This is a genomic window from Flavisericum labens, assembly GCF_045446075.1.
Taxonomy (GTDB): domain Bacteria; phylum Bacteroidota; class Bacteroidia; order Flavobacteriales; family Flavobacteriaceae; genus Flavisericum; species Flavisericum labens.
In genome coordinates this window covers 137395-152087 of sequence record NZ_JBJJBQ010000004.1, presented here as the reverse complement: position 1 = coordinate 152087, position 14693 = coordinate 137395, and the positions used below count along the sequence as shown (strand labels likewise).

Sequence of the window (14693 nt, the reverse complement as noted above, 5' to 3'; positions counted from 1 at the left end):
CGTGTTAGGGCTTCATTCCCTATCTTTGCACTTTCTTAAAAATTAGAACAATGCAAGACGGATTATACGCAAAATTCAATACAACAAAAGGAGAAATCCTAGTTGCTTTAGAGTACAAAAAAACACCGGGAACTGTCGGTAATTTTGTGGCTTTGGCCGAAGGAAATTTAGAGAATAAGGTAAAACCTCAAGGAACGCCTTATTACGACGGACTTAAATTCCACAGGGTAATTCCAGATTTTATGGTTCAAGGTGGATGCCCACAGGGGTCTGGAGCCGGAAATCCAGGTTACCAATTTGATGATGAGTTCCATTCAGATTTAAAGCATGATGGCCCAGGAGTATTATCTATGGCCAATGCAGGACCAGGAACCAACGGAAGCCAGTTTTTTATAACGCACGTTGAAACCCCATGGTTAGACAATAAACATACCGTTTTTGGTAAGGTTGCACATGGTCAAGAAGTGGTTGATGCCATTGAGCAGGGTGATAAAATTGAATCTTTGGAGATTGTTAGAGTAGGAGAAGACGCAGAAGGATTCAACGCTGTTGAGGCATTCCGAGTTTTTGAAGGTTCTAGAAAAGAAAGATTGGCTGAAGAGAAAAAAGCCGCCGAAGCCGAGTTGGATAAAATTGCAGCAGGTTTTAAAAAGACAGATAGCGGACTGCGTTATCAAATTCTACAGGAAGGAAATGGGGTGAAAGCCGAAAAAGGCAAAACCGTTTCCGTTCATTACAAAGGTCAACTTTCTGATGGAACAGTTTTTGATTCTTCATACAAACGCAATGAGCCTATAGAATTCCCAATAGGAGTAGGGCAAGTTATTCCGGGCTGGGATGAAGGTATTCAGCTTTTAAAAGTAGGTGATAAAGCACGTTTGGTAATACCAAGTCATTTAGGTTATGGAAGCCGAGGTGCAGGAGGTGTTATTCCACCTGACGCAACTTTAGTGTTCGATGTAGAGTTGATGAAAGTAAAGTAATTACGAATAAAAATAAATCTTTAAAAAGCATCTAATTATTTAGGTGCTTTTTTGTTTTTATTTAACGCTAGTAAACAAGGATTAGCAGTATGGCTCAGATAACTTTCTTGATGACGCGAAGTTTATGGGTGTGCATCCTTCGGTCGGCATTATAAATACCAGAATGGTCCAATCGGTCAATTCTCACTTTTCCGTGGGCATGAATAATGTAGTTGTCTTTCATAATGATGCCTACATGAGTGATTACTCCCTCTTGATTATCAAAAAAAGCTAAGTCACCGGGCTCACTTTCTTCAATAAAACTAAGCGCTTCGCCTTGTGTGGCCTGTTGTGAAGCATCACGGAGAAGCTTATGGCCATTAAGTTTATAAACCATTTGCGTGAAACCAGAGCAATCTATACCAAAAGGCGTTTTTCCACCCCATAAGTAGGGTGCTCCCAAATATAAAAATGCTGTTTTCACAATGTTTGATTTATCCTTTCTGCTTTCAGAAAATTGCCCGTCGTAAGTGTGGCCTAAAAGCGATAGTCCTTTTAAATTAGAACCAATAGGGATAGGGAAAATTTGATGTTCGGTATCTTCAATGAATTCAACTAAATCGGTAGAAAGTTTATTGGGTTTACTGTTTAAACTTTTATAATGCTCTTCGCTGATTTCAATATATTGTTTGTTATCTATCCAGCCTTCATATTTATCAAAAGAAAGGCGTATTCTACTCCAATTTTTACGTTTTTCCAGCACCTTAAAAAACTCACCGTAAAGCACCTGTGAAACAAGTTCGCTGGTATCTGCAGGTTCACATCTTAGAGGAACAATGCTTAAATTACAAATTCCGTATTGCATTAAATACTATTAATTCCGTTCAATAATTATTGCTGATGCACCGCCGCCACCATTACAAATGGCCGCTGCACCAATTTTTGCATTATTCTGTTCTAAAACGTTCAGTAAAGTGATTAAAATCCTCACACCCGAACAGCCAAGTGGATGACCTAAAGAAACCGCGCCGCCATTTACATTAACATTAGCGTCATTTAACCCTAAAATTTTCATATTGGCTAATCCTACCACAGAAAAAGCTTCATTAAACTCAAAATAATCAACATCTTTTATGGTTATTCCAGCCTTATTTAAAGCTTTAGGTAATGCTTTTGCTGGAGCTGTAGTGAACCATTCGGGTTCTTGGGCTGCATCGGCATAGCTTTTTATTGTGGCCAAAGCTTTCAAACCTAATTCATCTGCTTTGGTTTTACTCATTAAAACCATAGCTCCGGCACCATCATTTATTGTAGAAGCATTAGCGGCAGTAACGGTTCCATCTTTTGAAAAAGCTGGGCGTAACTGCGCAATTTTGTCCATTCTTACATTCTTGTACTCTTCATCTTCAATCACTATGGTGGGTTCGCCACGTCGCTGAGGTACTTGTACCGGAACTACTTCATTGTTAAACTTACCAGTCTTCCAAGCTGCCTCAGAGCGCTGGTAAGATTGAATGGCATAAGCGTCCTGTTCTTCCCTTGAGAACTCATATTTGGTAGCACAAGCATCGGCACAAACGCCCATGGCATTTTGGTCGTAGGCATCAACCAGCCCATCTTTTTGCATACCATCAATCAAAGTAGCAGGGCCAAATTTCGTTGCTGTACGCGCATGTAAATAATGGGGAATTAAACTCATATTCTCCATGCCACCAGCTACCACAATATCGGCATCTCCCAAAGAAATTGCTTGCGCAGCCTGCATAACGGCTTTCATGCCCGAGGCACAAACTTTGTTTACCGTTGTGCAAGGCACACTATCAGGTATGCCGGCAAAAATAGCAGCTTGCCTTGCTGGTGCTTGTCCTGTACCTGCTTGAACCACGTTGCCCATTAAAACTTCTTCAACAAGTTCTGGCTTAAGGTTGATTTTTGCCAATGCCCCTTTAATGGCGATGGCTCCTAATTTGGGGGCTGGTATGGTGGACAAAGCACCCAAAAAACTACCGATTGGTGTTCTTGCAGCAGAAACAATAACAACTTCGTTATCCATTAGTTTAAAATCTTTACTTTAGTACTTGCGAAAATAACGATTTTTTGACAGATATATGAACGATTGCACCATTATAAAAGAACCTAAACCTCTATAAATTTATTACATTTGATTTCTAGATGAAAGACTTTATAAATAAGCTATATAGAAACCATTCCTTAATCTATAAGACCCTACTATTTTTAGGCACAACCATTTTGATTGTGTATTTATTTCCGAAAAGCGGAAAGTTTAGGTACAGTTTTGAAAAAGGAAAACCTTGGCAGTCTGAAAGCTTACAGGCGCCATTTGATTTTGCTATAAAGAAGACCGATGAGGAAATCTCTACTGAAAAAAAGGAAATTGTTGATAATGCCGTTCTGTATTTTGATTTGGATACATCGGTTGAAGAGCAGGTAAGAGAAAATTATAAAGCTCAGTTTAAATCGAACATTTCAGACTCCCTACCCAGAAGTATTTCGGATAAACTGAATGACGCAGGAACAACAATAATCTCTCAACTCTACGATTTCGGAATACTAAATGAAAGTCATGATTTTTCTGAAAATAAGAGAGTCGCCATACTTGATGGTCGCGAAAAAATAAAAGAAGGGTTTTATTCAAATTTAATTGAACAAGAAGGTGTAACCCAAGTAATTGAACAAGTTTTAATAAAAAATAATCTTACTAATTACAAAACAGCCTTTGTTTCGTTATTTTTTGATTTGGTGGAACCTAATTTATTGTATAACAAATCGATAACTGATAATGTTCTTCAGGACGACTTAAGTAAAATTTCATATACAAAAGGAAGTATTGCGAAAGAAACCTTAATTGTATCAAAAGGGGAAGTGGTTGAAGGCAACAAATATCAAATCCTGAAGTCGCTACAGTCTGAATACGAGTCTCAGATTTGGAGTCAATCCAATTACAATTGGATTCTGTTTGCCTATACCTTACTTGTTGCTCTGGCGTTGCTCATGCTCCTGTTGTTTTTACGAAAATACAGGCCTAAAGTTTTTGAAGATAATACTAAAGTCACCTTTATTTTCTTTAATATTTCGTTGCTTATTTTCATTACAACATTGGTTGTAAACTATGATGCTAAGTATATTTATATCGTTCCCATTTGTATTTTGCCGTTGGTTTTTAAAGCATTTTTTGATGCACGGCTAGGGCTTTTTGCTCATGTATTAACCGTATTGCTTTTAGGTTTTATTGTACCCAATAGTTTTGAATACGTATTTCTTCAAACCATCGCTGGAATTGTTACTATTCTCACCGTTTCGGAATTGTATAAAAGAGCTAATTTGTTTATTTCCGTTGGTCAAATTACGCTCATTTATATCATTGCATATTTTGCTTTTTTTGTGATACATGAAGGTAGCGTGGAAACTTTACGTTGGGAAACCTTTATTTGGTTTATTTTGGGCGGCTTGGCCACTTTATTCGTTCAGCCATTAATTTATGCGTATGAAAAACTTTTTGGTTTGGTTTCAGATGTATCGCTTTTAGAGTTGTCAGATACTAATACAAAGCTTTTAAAAGAGCTTTCTAATCTAGCTCCTGGTACGTTTCACCACTCCCTTAATGTTGCAAATTTAGCTGAAGCATCGGCTAATGAAATAGGGGCCAATGCCATGTTGGTGAGAGTAGGAGCATTGTACCACGATATTGGTAAAATGAAAAATCCAACCTATTTCACAGAAAACCAATCTACCGGAATCAATCCACATGATGAGCTTTCGGCTAAAGAAAGTGCTCGAATAATCACAGATCATGTTTTAAATGGTATTGAAATCGCCAGAAAAAACAATCTACCAGATAGGGTGATTGATTTTATAAGAACCCACCATGGTACCAGTTTGGTGTATTATTTTTATATGAAGGAAAAAGAGGATTTTGAGGTAGCGGACCGAAAGGATTTTAGTTACCCTGGTCCTAAGCCATTTAGTAAAGAAACCGCTATTTTAATGATGTGCGATAGTATTGAGGCTGCATCAAAAAGTTTGAAAGAACCCACCTCGACTAAAATTGAAGCTTTTGTTGAAAATATTATAAATAAACAGATTGAGGAAGGCCAATTTTTAAATGCCAACATTACGTTTAAAGAAATTGAGTCCATAAAAAAAGTACTAAAACACAAGCTTGCAAATATTTACCATTTAAGAATTGAATATCCCGAATAAAATTTATAAAAAAGTTGAAAAATAGTTGTGTGCTTCTTAGGTATGAATTACATTTGCAACCGCAATTTTATTGCATAGGTTCTTATTAAAATTTAGGAGAGGTGCCAGAGTGGTAATGGAGCAGATTGCTAATCTGTCAACGCGTAAGTGTTGCCCGGGTTCGAATCCCGGTCTCTCCGCAAATTTTATTTCTTTCGGGGAGTAGTACCGCATTATGTGCGGCATAAACTACGCTCTGATAGGTACAATAAATTTTGAAATTTGTTTTTTAAATTATAAAAATTCAATTTCAATCTTACTCGGGGTGTAGCGTAGCCCGGTTATCGCGCCGCGTTTGGGACGCGGAGGTCGCAGGTTCGAATCCTGCCACCCCGACAAATTCAAATAATAAAAATCACTGTTAGTCTTTTGATTAACAGTGTTTTTGTTTTTAAGCGAATCGTATAAAGATTAACCTTTAGATTTCCCTGTAACTTCCATAATGTTTATGCGGTAAACAATCGGTTGTGATTCTGGATGTGTTTTATCTGAGAATTGAGGAATAAATTGATATTCTTTTTGTTCTTTTTCTGAAATGAGGTTTTTAACAGCTAGTGAAAATTCGTGCAACTCAAATTTGGCATCCGGCCCTTTAAGTTCTTCATAAGTACCGTGTACCAAAACTGTTCTCCAATGGTCAATGGATTTAATTTCAGCGATTTCGAGCGCGACGAATTTATTTTTTTTTAATGCTTTAGTTTTATGCCCTTCACCCGTGTAACCTATAATTGAGTTACTTTTTTTATCATAGAAATAAGTAATAGGAACAACAAAAGGCGAGTTTTTATAAATATATGCCAAGTGCCCTATACAATTGTTTTCAAGTATTTTTAAACATTCCGCTTTTGTTATACTTTTTATCATGATTTCTATATTATTCAGTTAGTATAAGGTGAGGCTGATAAGGAATCAGCTCAGTGAGGGGTTCCATATTAAAAAAAGGTGTATTGGAGCGGCTATTCCTTTTTAGAATATCATGATTAAAACTCCTAGATTATTGAGTGAATTTATCAAAAGTTATGTTTTTAATAAATGATAATAATCAGTTTATAATTTTTTATCATATTTTTTTCGCCTTTTATCTTTTTTCGCCCAAAAAATACTTTTGACATCAGAAACCCATTCATCGTACATAAAGATAAGGGAGATTTCTTCGATAGTTTCTAAAATGCCCATAGCAATCATGATATAAAAAAGTGCATATTCTGGTGTAAAGAATAGCGACCACAGAATAAATACGCTTTGTATTACAGCTGATGCTTTAGCTAAGTAGGTATGAAAAGCGGTTGCCTTCCCATATTTAAAATAGGCAATTAGCATTTGTGCGATATAAGGTATGAACGCAATGCCTATAAGGGTAGAATTGGTTTTTATAAATTCGGTTTCAAAATAAAATAACCCGGCCAGACCAATAATTAGGGTAATTTGGTCACCGAAAGAATCAAGTTGAGAACCTCTGGGGCTTGTAATGTTTAATTTTCTAGCTAAGAATCCGTCAATAGCATCTGTTGCGTAACTGATGGAGAGGAAAAATGCAAAAATCAAACGCCAGTCTAGCAAGATAAAAACTGCCAATACTGGCGCTGCTATAATTCTGTAAAACGAAAACCAATCAGCTACATTAAAGTTTTTAAAGGTGAGCATATTAATTATTGTTTTGTTTTGAGGTCTATTTTTACTTCCGGTAGTTTTATTACTTCTAAAGTAGAAGATGCTAAAACTACTTTACCGTTTGTTTTTTCAATTTCTGTGTTTATTTTATCATTTAACGCATGTTTGGTAAAACGCCGCTTTTTATAATCGACAATATATCTTAGGTTGAACTGAATCCAATTATCTGTTATGGAAATAGCTAATGTAGGGTCAACTATGGCATCTTCAATGTAATATTTCTTGACAACAGATTGCCATTGTGCTTCAGAATTGGTGGAGAATTCAGAAAGGATTTCTTCGGCAGTTTTAATGATAATTGCTTTTGCTAATTCTACATCAGAACCATATCTAATGGGAAGGTTAAATTCATCCCATATAAATGGAAAATCTTGAGAGTAGTTGTAAATGGGGCCTTTAAACACAAAAGCGTTGCTTAGTTTTACAATACGGCCACTATAGTTGTCACTGCTCACCCATTCTCCAATTTCCATCATAGTGGTATAAACGCCGTCTACATCAATAACATCGCCTTTAATGTTGTTAATTTCGATTCTATCACCAGGTTTGTACAATTTGACGATAAAGATGTATAGCGACCCAGCAACGCTTAAAATAAGTTCTTGAAGCGTTAATGCAATACCTGCACTTAAAAGGCCTATGGCAAGCGTAAAATCTTTTATGTTACCCGTAAAATATGAAAGCGATAGGAGGACTAATATAATGTATCCAATAATTTCAATCCCTTTCTGTGATTTATACCGTATTGATGTATCTGCAACTTGCTTTCTTAAAAATCGCCTAACAAATTGAATTATAAGCATTACAAAGCCAACCAGTAGTATGAATTTGAAAATACTGTATAAGGTGGGGTTCTCAATAATCCAATTGTTCAGTTGTTCCATTTTATTTATAAGTCTTCGTATAGTCTTAATCTGTTGTGTAGACTCCTTATTTCTTGTTTTAAGTCGTCCACTTGCTTTAGTAAATTGTAAATAGCATCGATGCCTTCTATATTTATATCAAGGTCATAATGTAAACGTGCTATTTTTTCAACCTCCTTTATTTGAGTTTTGTGGATAAAAAAGTCATCTTTTTCAATAGTTAATTCTATGAGCTGAAATTCCTGTAAAGTATTTATAAAGGATACAGGGATTTTATAATGTTTGCAAATCAGTTTTACCGGAATTAAATTTTGTGTTTCCATCATGACCGTAGTTTTTGCAGCTGCTTAATTAATTCTTTCTCTTTACTTGATAACTTGGTGGGTATATTTAGGTTGTAGGTAATATACAGGTCTCCAAATAGTCCTTCTTTTTTGTAAACAGGAAACCCTTTGCCCTTTAGTTTTACTTTAGAGCCATTTTGGGTTTCAGGTTTTATGTTAAGTTTTACTTTTCCGTCAAACGTATCAACCATTAACTCACCGCCCAATAAGGCTTTGTATATATCTAGATTCACGGTTACGTAAAGATTGGCTTTATCTCTTTTGAATTTTGAATGATTGACTATTGAAAACTGAATAAATAAATCGCCATTTGGGCCACCGTTTATACCTTTTCCTCCGTGACCTTTTATTTTTATGATTTGTCCGTTTTCAACTCCGGCAGGAATAGTAATTCTAATATTTTTGCCGTTAACGGTTAATGTACGTTTGTGGGTTGTATAAACATCTTTTAAGTCAAGTTGAAGTTCGGCATTAAAATCTTGGCCTCTAAATTTAACCTGTCTACCGCCAGTTCCTCGAGATGCACCACCAAACATGTTTTGAAAGAAATCAGAGAAATCTTCTGCCGAATATCTGCCAGAGCTGCTTTGGTAGCTTCCTTGGTGTTGTGATTGCTGTTGTTTTGCTTTTTCATATTCTTCAGCATGTTGCCAATGCTCGCCATATTGGTCGTATTTTTTACGATTTTCCGGGTTGCTTAATACTTCGTGGGCTTCGTTAATTTCCTTGAATTTTTTTTCGGCAACAGTGTCATTGGGGTTGAGATCAGGGTGATATTTTCGAGCCAATTTTCTATATGCCTTTTTGATATCACTCTCTGATGCACTTTTTGCAATCCCTAAAATTTTATAGTAGTCTAAGAAGGCCATTTTCGTAAAAATTTAATCTGAAAGATACTATCCTTCTAAGATAAAAAAAATGATATTAATCATCAAGGAAATGTTATAACATGATTTCACCGTCTGCCATGTTTATGATACGATCTGTTTTTTTGCAAAATCTTTATCGTGGGTAACAATTAATAGTGATAAGCCTTGTTCCTTGCAAAGCCTTTTGAATATATTAAAGACATTTTGAGAATTATAACTATCCAAATTACCTGTGGGTTCATCGCCCATTATAATAGAGGGATTGTTTATTAATGCCCGTGCAATGGCTATGCGCTGTTTTTCGCCACCAGAAACTCTCGATGCTCGTTTTTTTGCCAAATGCTCAATATCCAACATTTTAAGTTTTTCGTAGGCGTTATGTTCAATTTCTTCAGTTGATTTTTTAGCTAGTTTTTTAGCAGGTAGCATCACATTTTCCAAAACTGAAAATTCAGATAATAAATAATGAAACTGAAAAACAAATCCGATATGTTTATTCCTGATATGTGAAAGATGGTTTTTGTTTTGGCCTGAAACCAATTTGTTATTTAAAAAAAGCTCGCCTTCGTAATCGGTATCCATGGTTGAAAGAATATAGAGCAATGTGGACTTTCCGCAGCCCGATTTACCCATAATTGAGGCAAATTCACCTTTTTCAATTTTGAAATTAATATCCTTTAAAACATGAAAAAGAACAGGCTTTTTAAAGTATTTGTTAATATGTCTTGCTTCTAAAACCGTACTCATACTATTGGCCTCTTATTATTTTTACTGGATCTATTCGTTTTGCTTTTTTTGCTGGAAGATAGCCCGCCAAAAATGTTGATAACATGGCAAAAGAAAAACCTATGATAAAAAACACGGGATTTAAATTTATGGGATAGGTTTCAACGGTTGGTAAGGCCTCAGTTTTAAACGGAATATTATCTATAATATTAACTAAACCAAATCCAAGAATTAAGCCTAAAGTGCCGCCAACAAAACCAATAATCATGGCTTGGCTCATAAATATGTACTGTACATCTTTTCCAGAGAAACCTGTGGCTTTTAGTATGGCAATATCGTTCATTTTTTCATAAATGAGCATGTTTAATATATTATATATACCAAACCCTGCCACAATAAGCAAGGTTATTGAAACGGCATATGTAATCAAGTTTCTAATGGTTGTTCCTGTTTCAAATTGGGCGTTGGCAGTTTTAATATCGATGGCCGTTAAATTGAATTGCTGTTCAATTTTTTTTGATAAAGGAACGGCCTTTTCAATATCGAATAGCTTAACATTTAAATTGGTAACATAGTTGTTTGCCTCACCCAAAATACGTTGTATCGTTTTTATATTTGTAAAGCTTTGAATAGCATCTAAATCGGCAATACCACTTTGATAGAGTCCAACAATTCTTAAAGGGAAAATACCACCGTTAATTGGACTCACTTGAACACGGTCACCAACTTTCAACGACATTTTTTTAGCTATACCTATGCCCAATAAAATTCCGTTTTCTGAAGTGTGTAAATCTTCTGCAGAACCTTCAACGATATAATCATCCATGTTAAACAATCTGGCTTCATCAATGGGATTTATTCCTGTTAGATTTCCACCAAGTTCGATGGAGCCAGCGATATAAAAAATTTGTGTTTTCACTTGTGGAAGCGCTCCCCGGACCTCTGGGTTTTCTTCCAAATATTTAATAATAGGTAAAGCATTATGGATTTTTTTCTGAGTTAATTTTGGTTTTATGGAATGTACCACATTGAAGCCTCCCTTAACGCCATCGTACATAGTAACGGGTTGTTTTTCTGAAGGTTCAATCTCGTTATAAATATGAATATGGGGCGTTTGGTTAAGAATTAAATTATCAAGCATGGCATTTAAACCAGTCATGAAACATACTAAGGTAATGTAAGCCCCAATACCAAAAGTTACGCCTAAAGCGGCTATTGACGTTTGCTTTAATTTAGTGAGCAAATGGGTTTTGGCAATGCTTAGTATGACCTTCCAATTAATCATTCCGTAGGTTTGTAAATAGGCGTATCTTTTGTTATGCCCGATAGTATTTCAATGTGCTCCATGTTTTGTAAACCGGTTGTAACGGTTATTAGCCCGTCATCAGTTTTTACTTTGTTGTCGTCAATCAAATAAGTCTTGGGAATAGTTAGGACCTTATCTTTTTCGTCAATGATGATATTGGCTTCTCCCGATAGTCCAGGGTATAAAATATCTGGAGGGTTTTCAAAAACAGCTTCAACCTTAAATGTTTGGTTGCGTTCATCTTTTTTGGGATAAACCTTGGAAACTTTCCCTGTAAAAACCTTTCCATTATAGGCATCTAAATGGATGATAACTTTTTGCATTTTTGAAATTCTAACAATATCAACCTCATCAACCAGCATTTCAACCACAAAATTTTTGACACTACCTATAGCAGCAAGTGGTTCCATTGTGGTTACTATTTCCCCCGGTTCTTTATACAATGCATACAATTTACCATCAATTTTACTTTTTATTGTAAAATCTTCAGAACTAATTAAAGCCGTTTCGTAATTGATTTGCGCTTGTTGTACCGCGGTTTCGAGCTCATGTTTTGTTCGGTCGTATTTACTTTGTAAAAGTTTTAAACTGTTCGATGCTAATTGGTAATTAAGCTTTTTGGTATCGTAAACAGCTTTGGAACCGATTTCTTGTTCCCAAAGACTTCTTTGTCTGAAATAGTTTATGGAGTCGTTGGTATATTTTAGTTTTGCAGCAATAATTTCTTCTTGAATACTGCTTAAAATGGCCGAGCTGCCATAATAATTTTCTTTGGCCAATTGTAAAGTAAGCTTTGCGTTTTTAGCGTTAAGTTCGGGTGTGCTATTTATTATTTGGATAAGAGATTCTCCTTTTGAAACCACATCACCTTCTTCAACTAAATTGTTATCTAAAATACCTGCAACATTGGCATAAACTTGATATAAACTATCTGGTTGAATAATGACTGAGGAATAAACAGATTCTGTTAAGCTTCTTTGCTCTGGTAATATTTTATCCTGCTTACCTGAGCAGGACATCGCTATAAAAATTAGTATTATAAAACTGAAAAATTTCATATTATAGTTTATGTAGAGTACTGTTTTTGCATCCGTTAAAATAAATTTAAAGTGTATTCAAAGCAATTTTTATCATAATATTAAATGAGGTCTCCCTTTCGTCTGCGGTTGTTCTTTTTTTTTTTGGCTTCTATATGAATACTCATAGGTTTGGATTTATAAAGGTTGCGATATCATTTTTTAAATTCAATATCGAGCTTTGCTAGCATAATCAATTCCGATTTGTTTAAACTTGAAAAAGAATTTGCAATGGCGCTCGCGGTTTTTAAAATAAGTTTTTTAACGTCTTGGGTAAATAAAATAGGATTCTCATTCTTGAATTCAACAAAATCACTAAAACACTTTTCTGCGTTATAATCTTTAGTGTTTAAATACTCGAAAATTAGTTCTGTTTCGTGAAATTCCTCTTCAGATTCGTCAATACAATCCACTTGCTGCCATTGGTTTTTTGCTAACTTTTTTAACTCTCTAAATTCTACTTCCTCTACTTTGCCATCAGCTGCCGCAATAGCATAAAAGAGCTTTCCTAGATTTTGGTAAAAATCCTTTGGAGTATTCTTTTTTGTTTTCATTTTATCCAAAGTTCTATTGATTAAAATTACATAATTTCTGGCTATGTGTTTATGATATTAATCAGGCAACAGGCAACAGGTTATTTAAGTTTTTGTGTAGCGGTGATATTTGTATCCTTTTATGTATGGTTTTTCAGCAGAAGCCCATAAGTTGACTGTGCTTTTGCTTATCTAAAAAAGTCTCAATTATGGCATAAATAAATTGATAAAAACTATGATAACATGCCACCAAAAGTGACTAATGTCATTTTATAAACAGTAATGATTTTATAAATTGGTAAGAGTTTAAAAATACAATACAATGAAAAATATACTGCTACCCACCGATTTTTCAGATAATTCATGGAATGCTATAGAATATGCATTAAAATTTTTTCAAAATGAAGATTGCAAATTCTTTTTGTTACATACCTATACACCCGCGGTTTACCATGTAGAATACTTGTTGGTTAGTCCGGCTCAGTTTGGTTTGGAAGATGCCATCCGCGAAAGTGTATTAAAACAATTGAATGATTTTGAAAATAAGATAAAAAAAACTTTTAACAACACTAAACATTCTGTTGAGAGTATAGCCGCATTCAATACCTTAGTAATGGAGATAAATAATCTTGTTGAAGAAAAGAACATAGATTATGTGGTCATGGGTACCAAAGGAGCTTCTGGAGTTACAGAGGTATTATTGGGGTCTAATACCGTCCATGTAATTAATAATGTGAAATGCCCTATAATAGCAATACCAGATGGTTTTTATTTTGAAAGGCCAAGCGAAGTTTTGTTTCCAACAGATTATGAAATAGAATATAAAGAACATCATTTAATACCGCTAATTGATGTAGTATCCTTTTTCAATTCACGTATTAATATATTAAATGCATCCTATGGTTATGATTTGTCAGATACACAAAAGGAAAACAAAGAAATATTAGAAAAATACTTTTCCAAAAGCACACATTTGTATCACAGTATAAGCAACCAAGATGTACCTGAAGCCATAACTAATTTTCAGTTAAAGACCAAGGTGAACTTGTTGGTTATGATTAATAATAAACATTCGTTTTTCGAGAATTTGTTTTTCAAATCCACGATTAGCCATATCGGCTTTCATTTAAATATTCCATTTTTGGTCATTCCTACTAAATCTTATAAAACTTAAAACCATGTCACGTCATATTTTATTGCCAACAGATTTTTCAGATAACGCATGGAATGCTACGGTTTATGCCCTGAAACTATTTGAGGATGAAGTGTGTACGTTCTATTTTTTAAATTCCACTTACATTAGGGTTTCCATGCTCTCCAATCTTTCAAATAAATTGTTGAATACTATGAAGGATGAAGCCTTTAAAGAGTTGGCAGATCTAAAAAACCTAGCTGAAACATCCAACGCCAATGCAAATCACGATTTTCAAATAATATTGAGCACCGATGAGCTAGAAGAAGCCGTGAAAAAAGTGGTAAGACAGAGATCTATCGATTTCGTTGTTATGGGAACCAAAGGAGCGACTGGAGCAAAAGAATATTTTTTTGGTACCAATACGGTTCACATTGCAAAAACACTAAAAATATGTCCTGTTTTGATTGTGCCAGAAGATTATGATTTCATAGTACCTTCGCAAATAGCCTTTCCAACAGATTACAACCGCTTTTATAATGAGATAGAATTAGGACCAATAAAAGAATTGGCAGATTTGTACAATTCTAAAATAAGGGTGGTGCACATTCACGATAATGACGAGCTCAATGAGGTTCAAAACCATAATTTAAAGGCGTTACAAAATGCTTTAAGCGATTATCAGTACAGTTTACATTGGATGCCTAATTACGCAAAAAAGGCAGTGGAGATACATGATTTTGTTGAAGAATTGAATGTTAATATTTTAGTTATGGTAAACTACAAGCACAGTTTTATTGAAAATATACTAAATGAACCAGTAATTAAGAAAATAGGGTTTCAAACCAAAATTCCATTTTTGGTCATTCCCGAATGAACTCTAAACTAATATAGATTTTACTGTTTCAATAAGTTGGTTTATAGTTGAATAATCATGAAAAACTAAATATC

14 protein-coding genes, 2 tRNA genes and 1 pseudogene are annotated in these 14693 nt (G+C 34.8%); 6 read left to right on the top strand and 11 right to left on the bottom strand.

Translation table 11 applies throughout. The features are described 5' to 3' along the window. Positions 1–50 precede the first annotated feature (50 nt). Positions 51–983 carry a peptidylprolyl isomerase gene (locus ACIEHO_RS08820; protein WP_406970768.1) on the top strand — a complete coding sequence of 311 codons (933 nt, stop codon included), beginning with the start codon at positions 51–53 and terminating at the stop codon, positions 981–983. A 94-nt stretch (positions 984–1077) separates the two neighbouring features. Here the strand turns inward: ACIEHO_RS08820 and ACIEHO_RS08815 are convergent, their stop codons facing one another. Together ACIEHO_RS08815 and ACIEHO_RS08810 are read right to left on the bottom strand one after the other, a co-directional pair. Next, positions 1078–1827 carry a C40 family peptidase gene (locus ACIEHO_RS08815; protein WP_406970766.1) on the bottom strand — a complete coding sequence of 250 codons (750 nt, stop codon included), beginning with the start codon at positions 1825–1827 and terminating at the stop codon, positions 1078–1080. A 9-nt stretch (positions 1828–1836) separates the two neighbouring features. Continuing rightward, the gene (locus ACIEHO_RS08810; protein ID WP_406970764.1) at positions 1837–3015 is read right to left on the bottom strand and encodes an acetyl-CoA C-acyltransferase; all 1179 of its coding nucleotides are present in this window, start codon (positions 3013–3015) and stop codon (positions 1837–1839) included. A 119-nt stretch (positions 3016–3134) separates the two neighbouring features. Here ACIEHO_RS08810 and ACIEHO_RS08805 point away from each other — a divergent pair, with 119 nt between their 5' ends. The 3 genes from ACIEHO_RS08805 to ACIEHO_RS08795 all read left to right on the top strand — a co-directional run bounded on the left by ACIEHO_RS08805 (position 3135) and on the right by ACIEHO_RS08795 (position 5558). Continuing rightward, positions 3135–5183 (top strand): HD family phosphohydrolase, encoded by a 2049-nt coding sequence (locus tag ACIEHO_RS08805; protein ID WP_406970762.1) that lies wholly within the window; start codon positions 3135–3137, stop codon positions 5181–5183. Between the two features lie 95 nt (positions 5184–5278). Further along, a tRNA-Ser gene (locus ACIEHO_RS08800) sits at positions 5279–5362 on the top strand. A 121-nt stretch (positions 5363–5483) separates the two neighbouring features. Continuing rightward, positions 5484–5558: transfer RNA gene (locus ACIEHO_RS08795), tRNA-Pro, on the top strand. Positions 5559–5633: 75 nt separating this feature from the next. Here ACIEHO_RS08795 and ACIEHO_RS08790 read toward each other — a convergent pair. The 9 genes and pseudogenes from ACIEHO_RS08790 to ACIEHO_RS08750 all read right to left on the bottom strand — a co-directional run bounded on the left by ACIEHO_RS08790 (position 5634) and on the right by ACIEHO_RS08750 (position 12631). Then, complete coding sequence (locus tag ACIEHO_RS08790; protein ID WP_406970760.1) at positions 5634–6086, bottom strand: pyridoxamine 5'-phosphate oxidase family protein; 453 nt, start codon at positions 6084–6086, stop codon at positions 5634–5636. Between the two features lie 183 nt (positions 6087–6269). After that, a complete protein-coding gene (locus ACIEHO_RS08785; protein WP_406970758.1) occupies positions 6270–6866 on the bottom strand; it encodes a CDP-alcohol phosphatidyltransferase family protein in 597 nt (198 codons plus the stop codon). A 5-nt stretch (positions 6867–6871) separates the two neighbouring features. Next, positions 6872–7777 (bottom strand): mechanosensitive ion channel family protein, encoded by a 906-nt coding sequence (locus ACIEHO_RS08780; RefSeq protein ID WP_406970756.1) that lies wholly within the window; start codon positions 7775–7777, stop codon positions 6872–6874. Between the two features lie 5 nt (positions 7778–7782). Then, entirely contained in the window at positions 7783–8082 is a 300-nt protein-coding gene (locus ACIEHO_RS08775; RefSeq protein WP_406970754.1) for a chaperone modulator CbpM, read from the bottom strand. Then, a complete protein-coding gene (locus ACIEHO_RS08770; protein ID WP_406970752.1) occupies positions 8079–8969 on the bottom strand; it encodes a DnaJ C-terminal domain-containing protein in 891 nt (296 codons plus the stop codon). The genes ACIEHO_RS08775 and ACIEHO_RS08770 overlap by 4 nt, the downstream gene beginning before the upstream one ends. A gap of 73 nt (positions 8970–9042) precedes the next feature. Then, positions 9043–9716 (bottom strand): annotated as a pseudogene (locus tag ACIEHO_RS08765) (ABC transporter ATP-binding protein). 1 nt (position 9717) lies between these two features. After that, entirely contained in the window at positions 9718–10980 is a 1263-nt protein-coding gene (locus tag ACIEHO_RS08760; protein WP_406970750.1) for an ABC transporter permease, read from the bottom strand. Further along, on the bottom strand, positions 10977–12059 hold the full coding sequence (locus ACIEHO_RS08755; RefSeq protein WP_406970748.1) for an efflux RND transporter periplasmic adaptor subunit: 1083 nt from the start codon (positions 12057–12059) through the stop codon (positions 10977–10979). Before ACIEHO_RS08755 ends, ACIEHO_RS08760 begins: the two co-directional genes overlap by 4 nt. A gap of 173 nt (positions 12060–12232) precedes the next feature. Next, a complete protein-coding gene (locus tag ACIEHO_RS08750) occupies positions 12233–12631 on the bottom strand; it encodes a hypothetical protein (protein WP_406970746.1) in 399 nt (132 codons plus the stop codon). Positions 12632–12932: 301 nt separating this feature from the next. Between ACIEHO_RS08750 and ACIEHO_RS08745 the strand changes: the two genes are divergently transcribed. After that, the gene (locus ACIEHO_RS08745) at positions 12933–13784 is read left to right on the top strand and encodes a universal stress protein (protein ID WP_406970744.1); all 852 of its coding nucleotides are present in this window, start codon (positions 12933–12935) and stop codon (positions 13782–13784) included. A 4-nt stretch (positions 13785–13788) separates the two neighbouring features. Continuing rightward, positions 13789–14619: a universal stress protein gene (locus ACIEHO_RS08740; RefSeq protein WP_406970742.1), complete on the top strand. Its 831-nt coding sequence runs from the start codon at positions 13789–13791 to the stop codon at positions 14617–14619. Positions 14620–14693 lie beyond the last annotated feature (74 nt).

Excerpts from the sequence above, each read along its gene's own strand:
- ACIEHO_RS08820 (WP_406970768.1), top strand. The coding sequence starts at position 51 with ATGCAAGACGGATTATACGCAAAATTCAATACAACAAAAGGAGAAATC.
- ACIEHO_RS08815 (WP_406970766.1), bottom strand. The coding sequence starts at position 1,827 with ATGCAATACGGAATTTGTAATTTAAGCATTGTTCCTCTAAGATGTGAA.
- ACIEHO_RS08810 (WP_406970764.1), bottom strand. The coding sequence starts at position 3,015 with ATGGATAACGAAGTTGTTATTGTTTCTGCTGCAAGAACACCAATCGGT.
- ACIEHO_RS08805 (WP_406970762.1), top strand. The coding sequence starts at position 3,135 with ATGAAAGACTTTATAAATAAGCTATATAGAAACCATTCCTTAATCTAT.
- ACIEHO_RS08790 (WP_406970760.1), bottom strand. The coding sequence starts at position 6,086 with ATGATAAAAAGTATAACAAAAGCGGAATGTTTAAAAATACTTGAAAAC.
- ACIEHO_RS08785 (WP_406970758.1), bottom strand. The coding sequence starts at position 6,866 with ATGCTCACCTTTAAAAACTTTAATGTAGCTGATTGGTTTTCGTTTTAC.
- ACIEHO_RS08780 (WP_406970756.1), bottom strand. The coding sequence starts at position 7,777 with ATGGAACAACTGAACAATTGGATTATTGAGAACCCCACCTTATACAGT.
- ACIEHO_RS08775 (WP_406970754.1), bottom strand. The coding sequence starts at position 8,082 with ATGATGGAAACACAAAATTTAATTCCGGTAAAACTGATTTGCAAACAT.
- ACIEHO_RS08770 (WP_406970752.1), bottom strand. The coding sequence starts at position 8,969 with ATGGCCTTCTTAGACTACTATAAAATTTTAGGGATTGCAAAAAGTGCA.
- ACIEHO_RS08760 (WP_406970750.1), bottom strand. The coding sequence starts at position 10,980 with ATGATTAATTGGAAGGTCATACTAAGCATTGCCAAAACCCATTTGCTC.
- ACIEHO_RS08755 (WP_406970748.1), bottom strand. The coding sequence starts at position 12,059 with ATGAAATTTTTCAGTTTTATAATACTAATTTTTATAGCGATGTCCTGC.
- ACIEHO_RS08750 (WP_406970746.1), bottom strand. The coding sequence starts at position 12,631 with ATGAAAACAAAAAAGAATACTCCAAAGGATTTTTACCAAAATCTAGGA.
- ACIEHO_RS08745 (WP_406970744.1), top strand. The coding sequence starts at position 12,933 with ATGAAAAATATACTGCTACCCACCGATTTTTCAGATAATTCATGGAAT.
- ACIEHO_RS08740 (WP_406970742.1), top strand. The coding sequence starts at position 13,789 with ATGTCACGTCATATTTTATTGCCAACAGATTTTTCAGATAACGCATGG.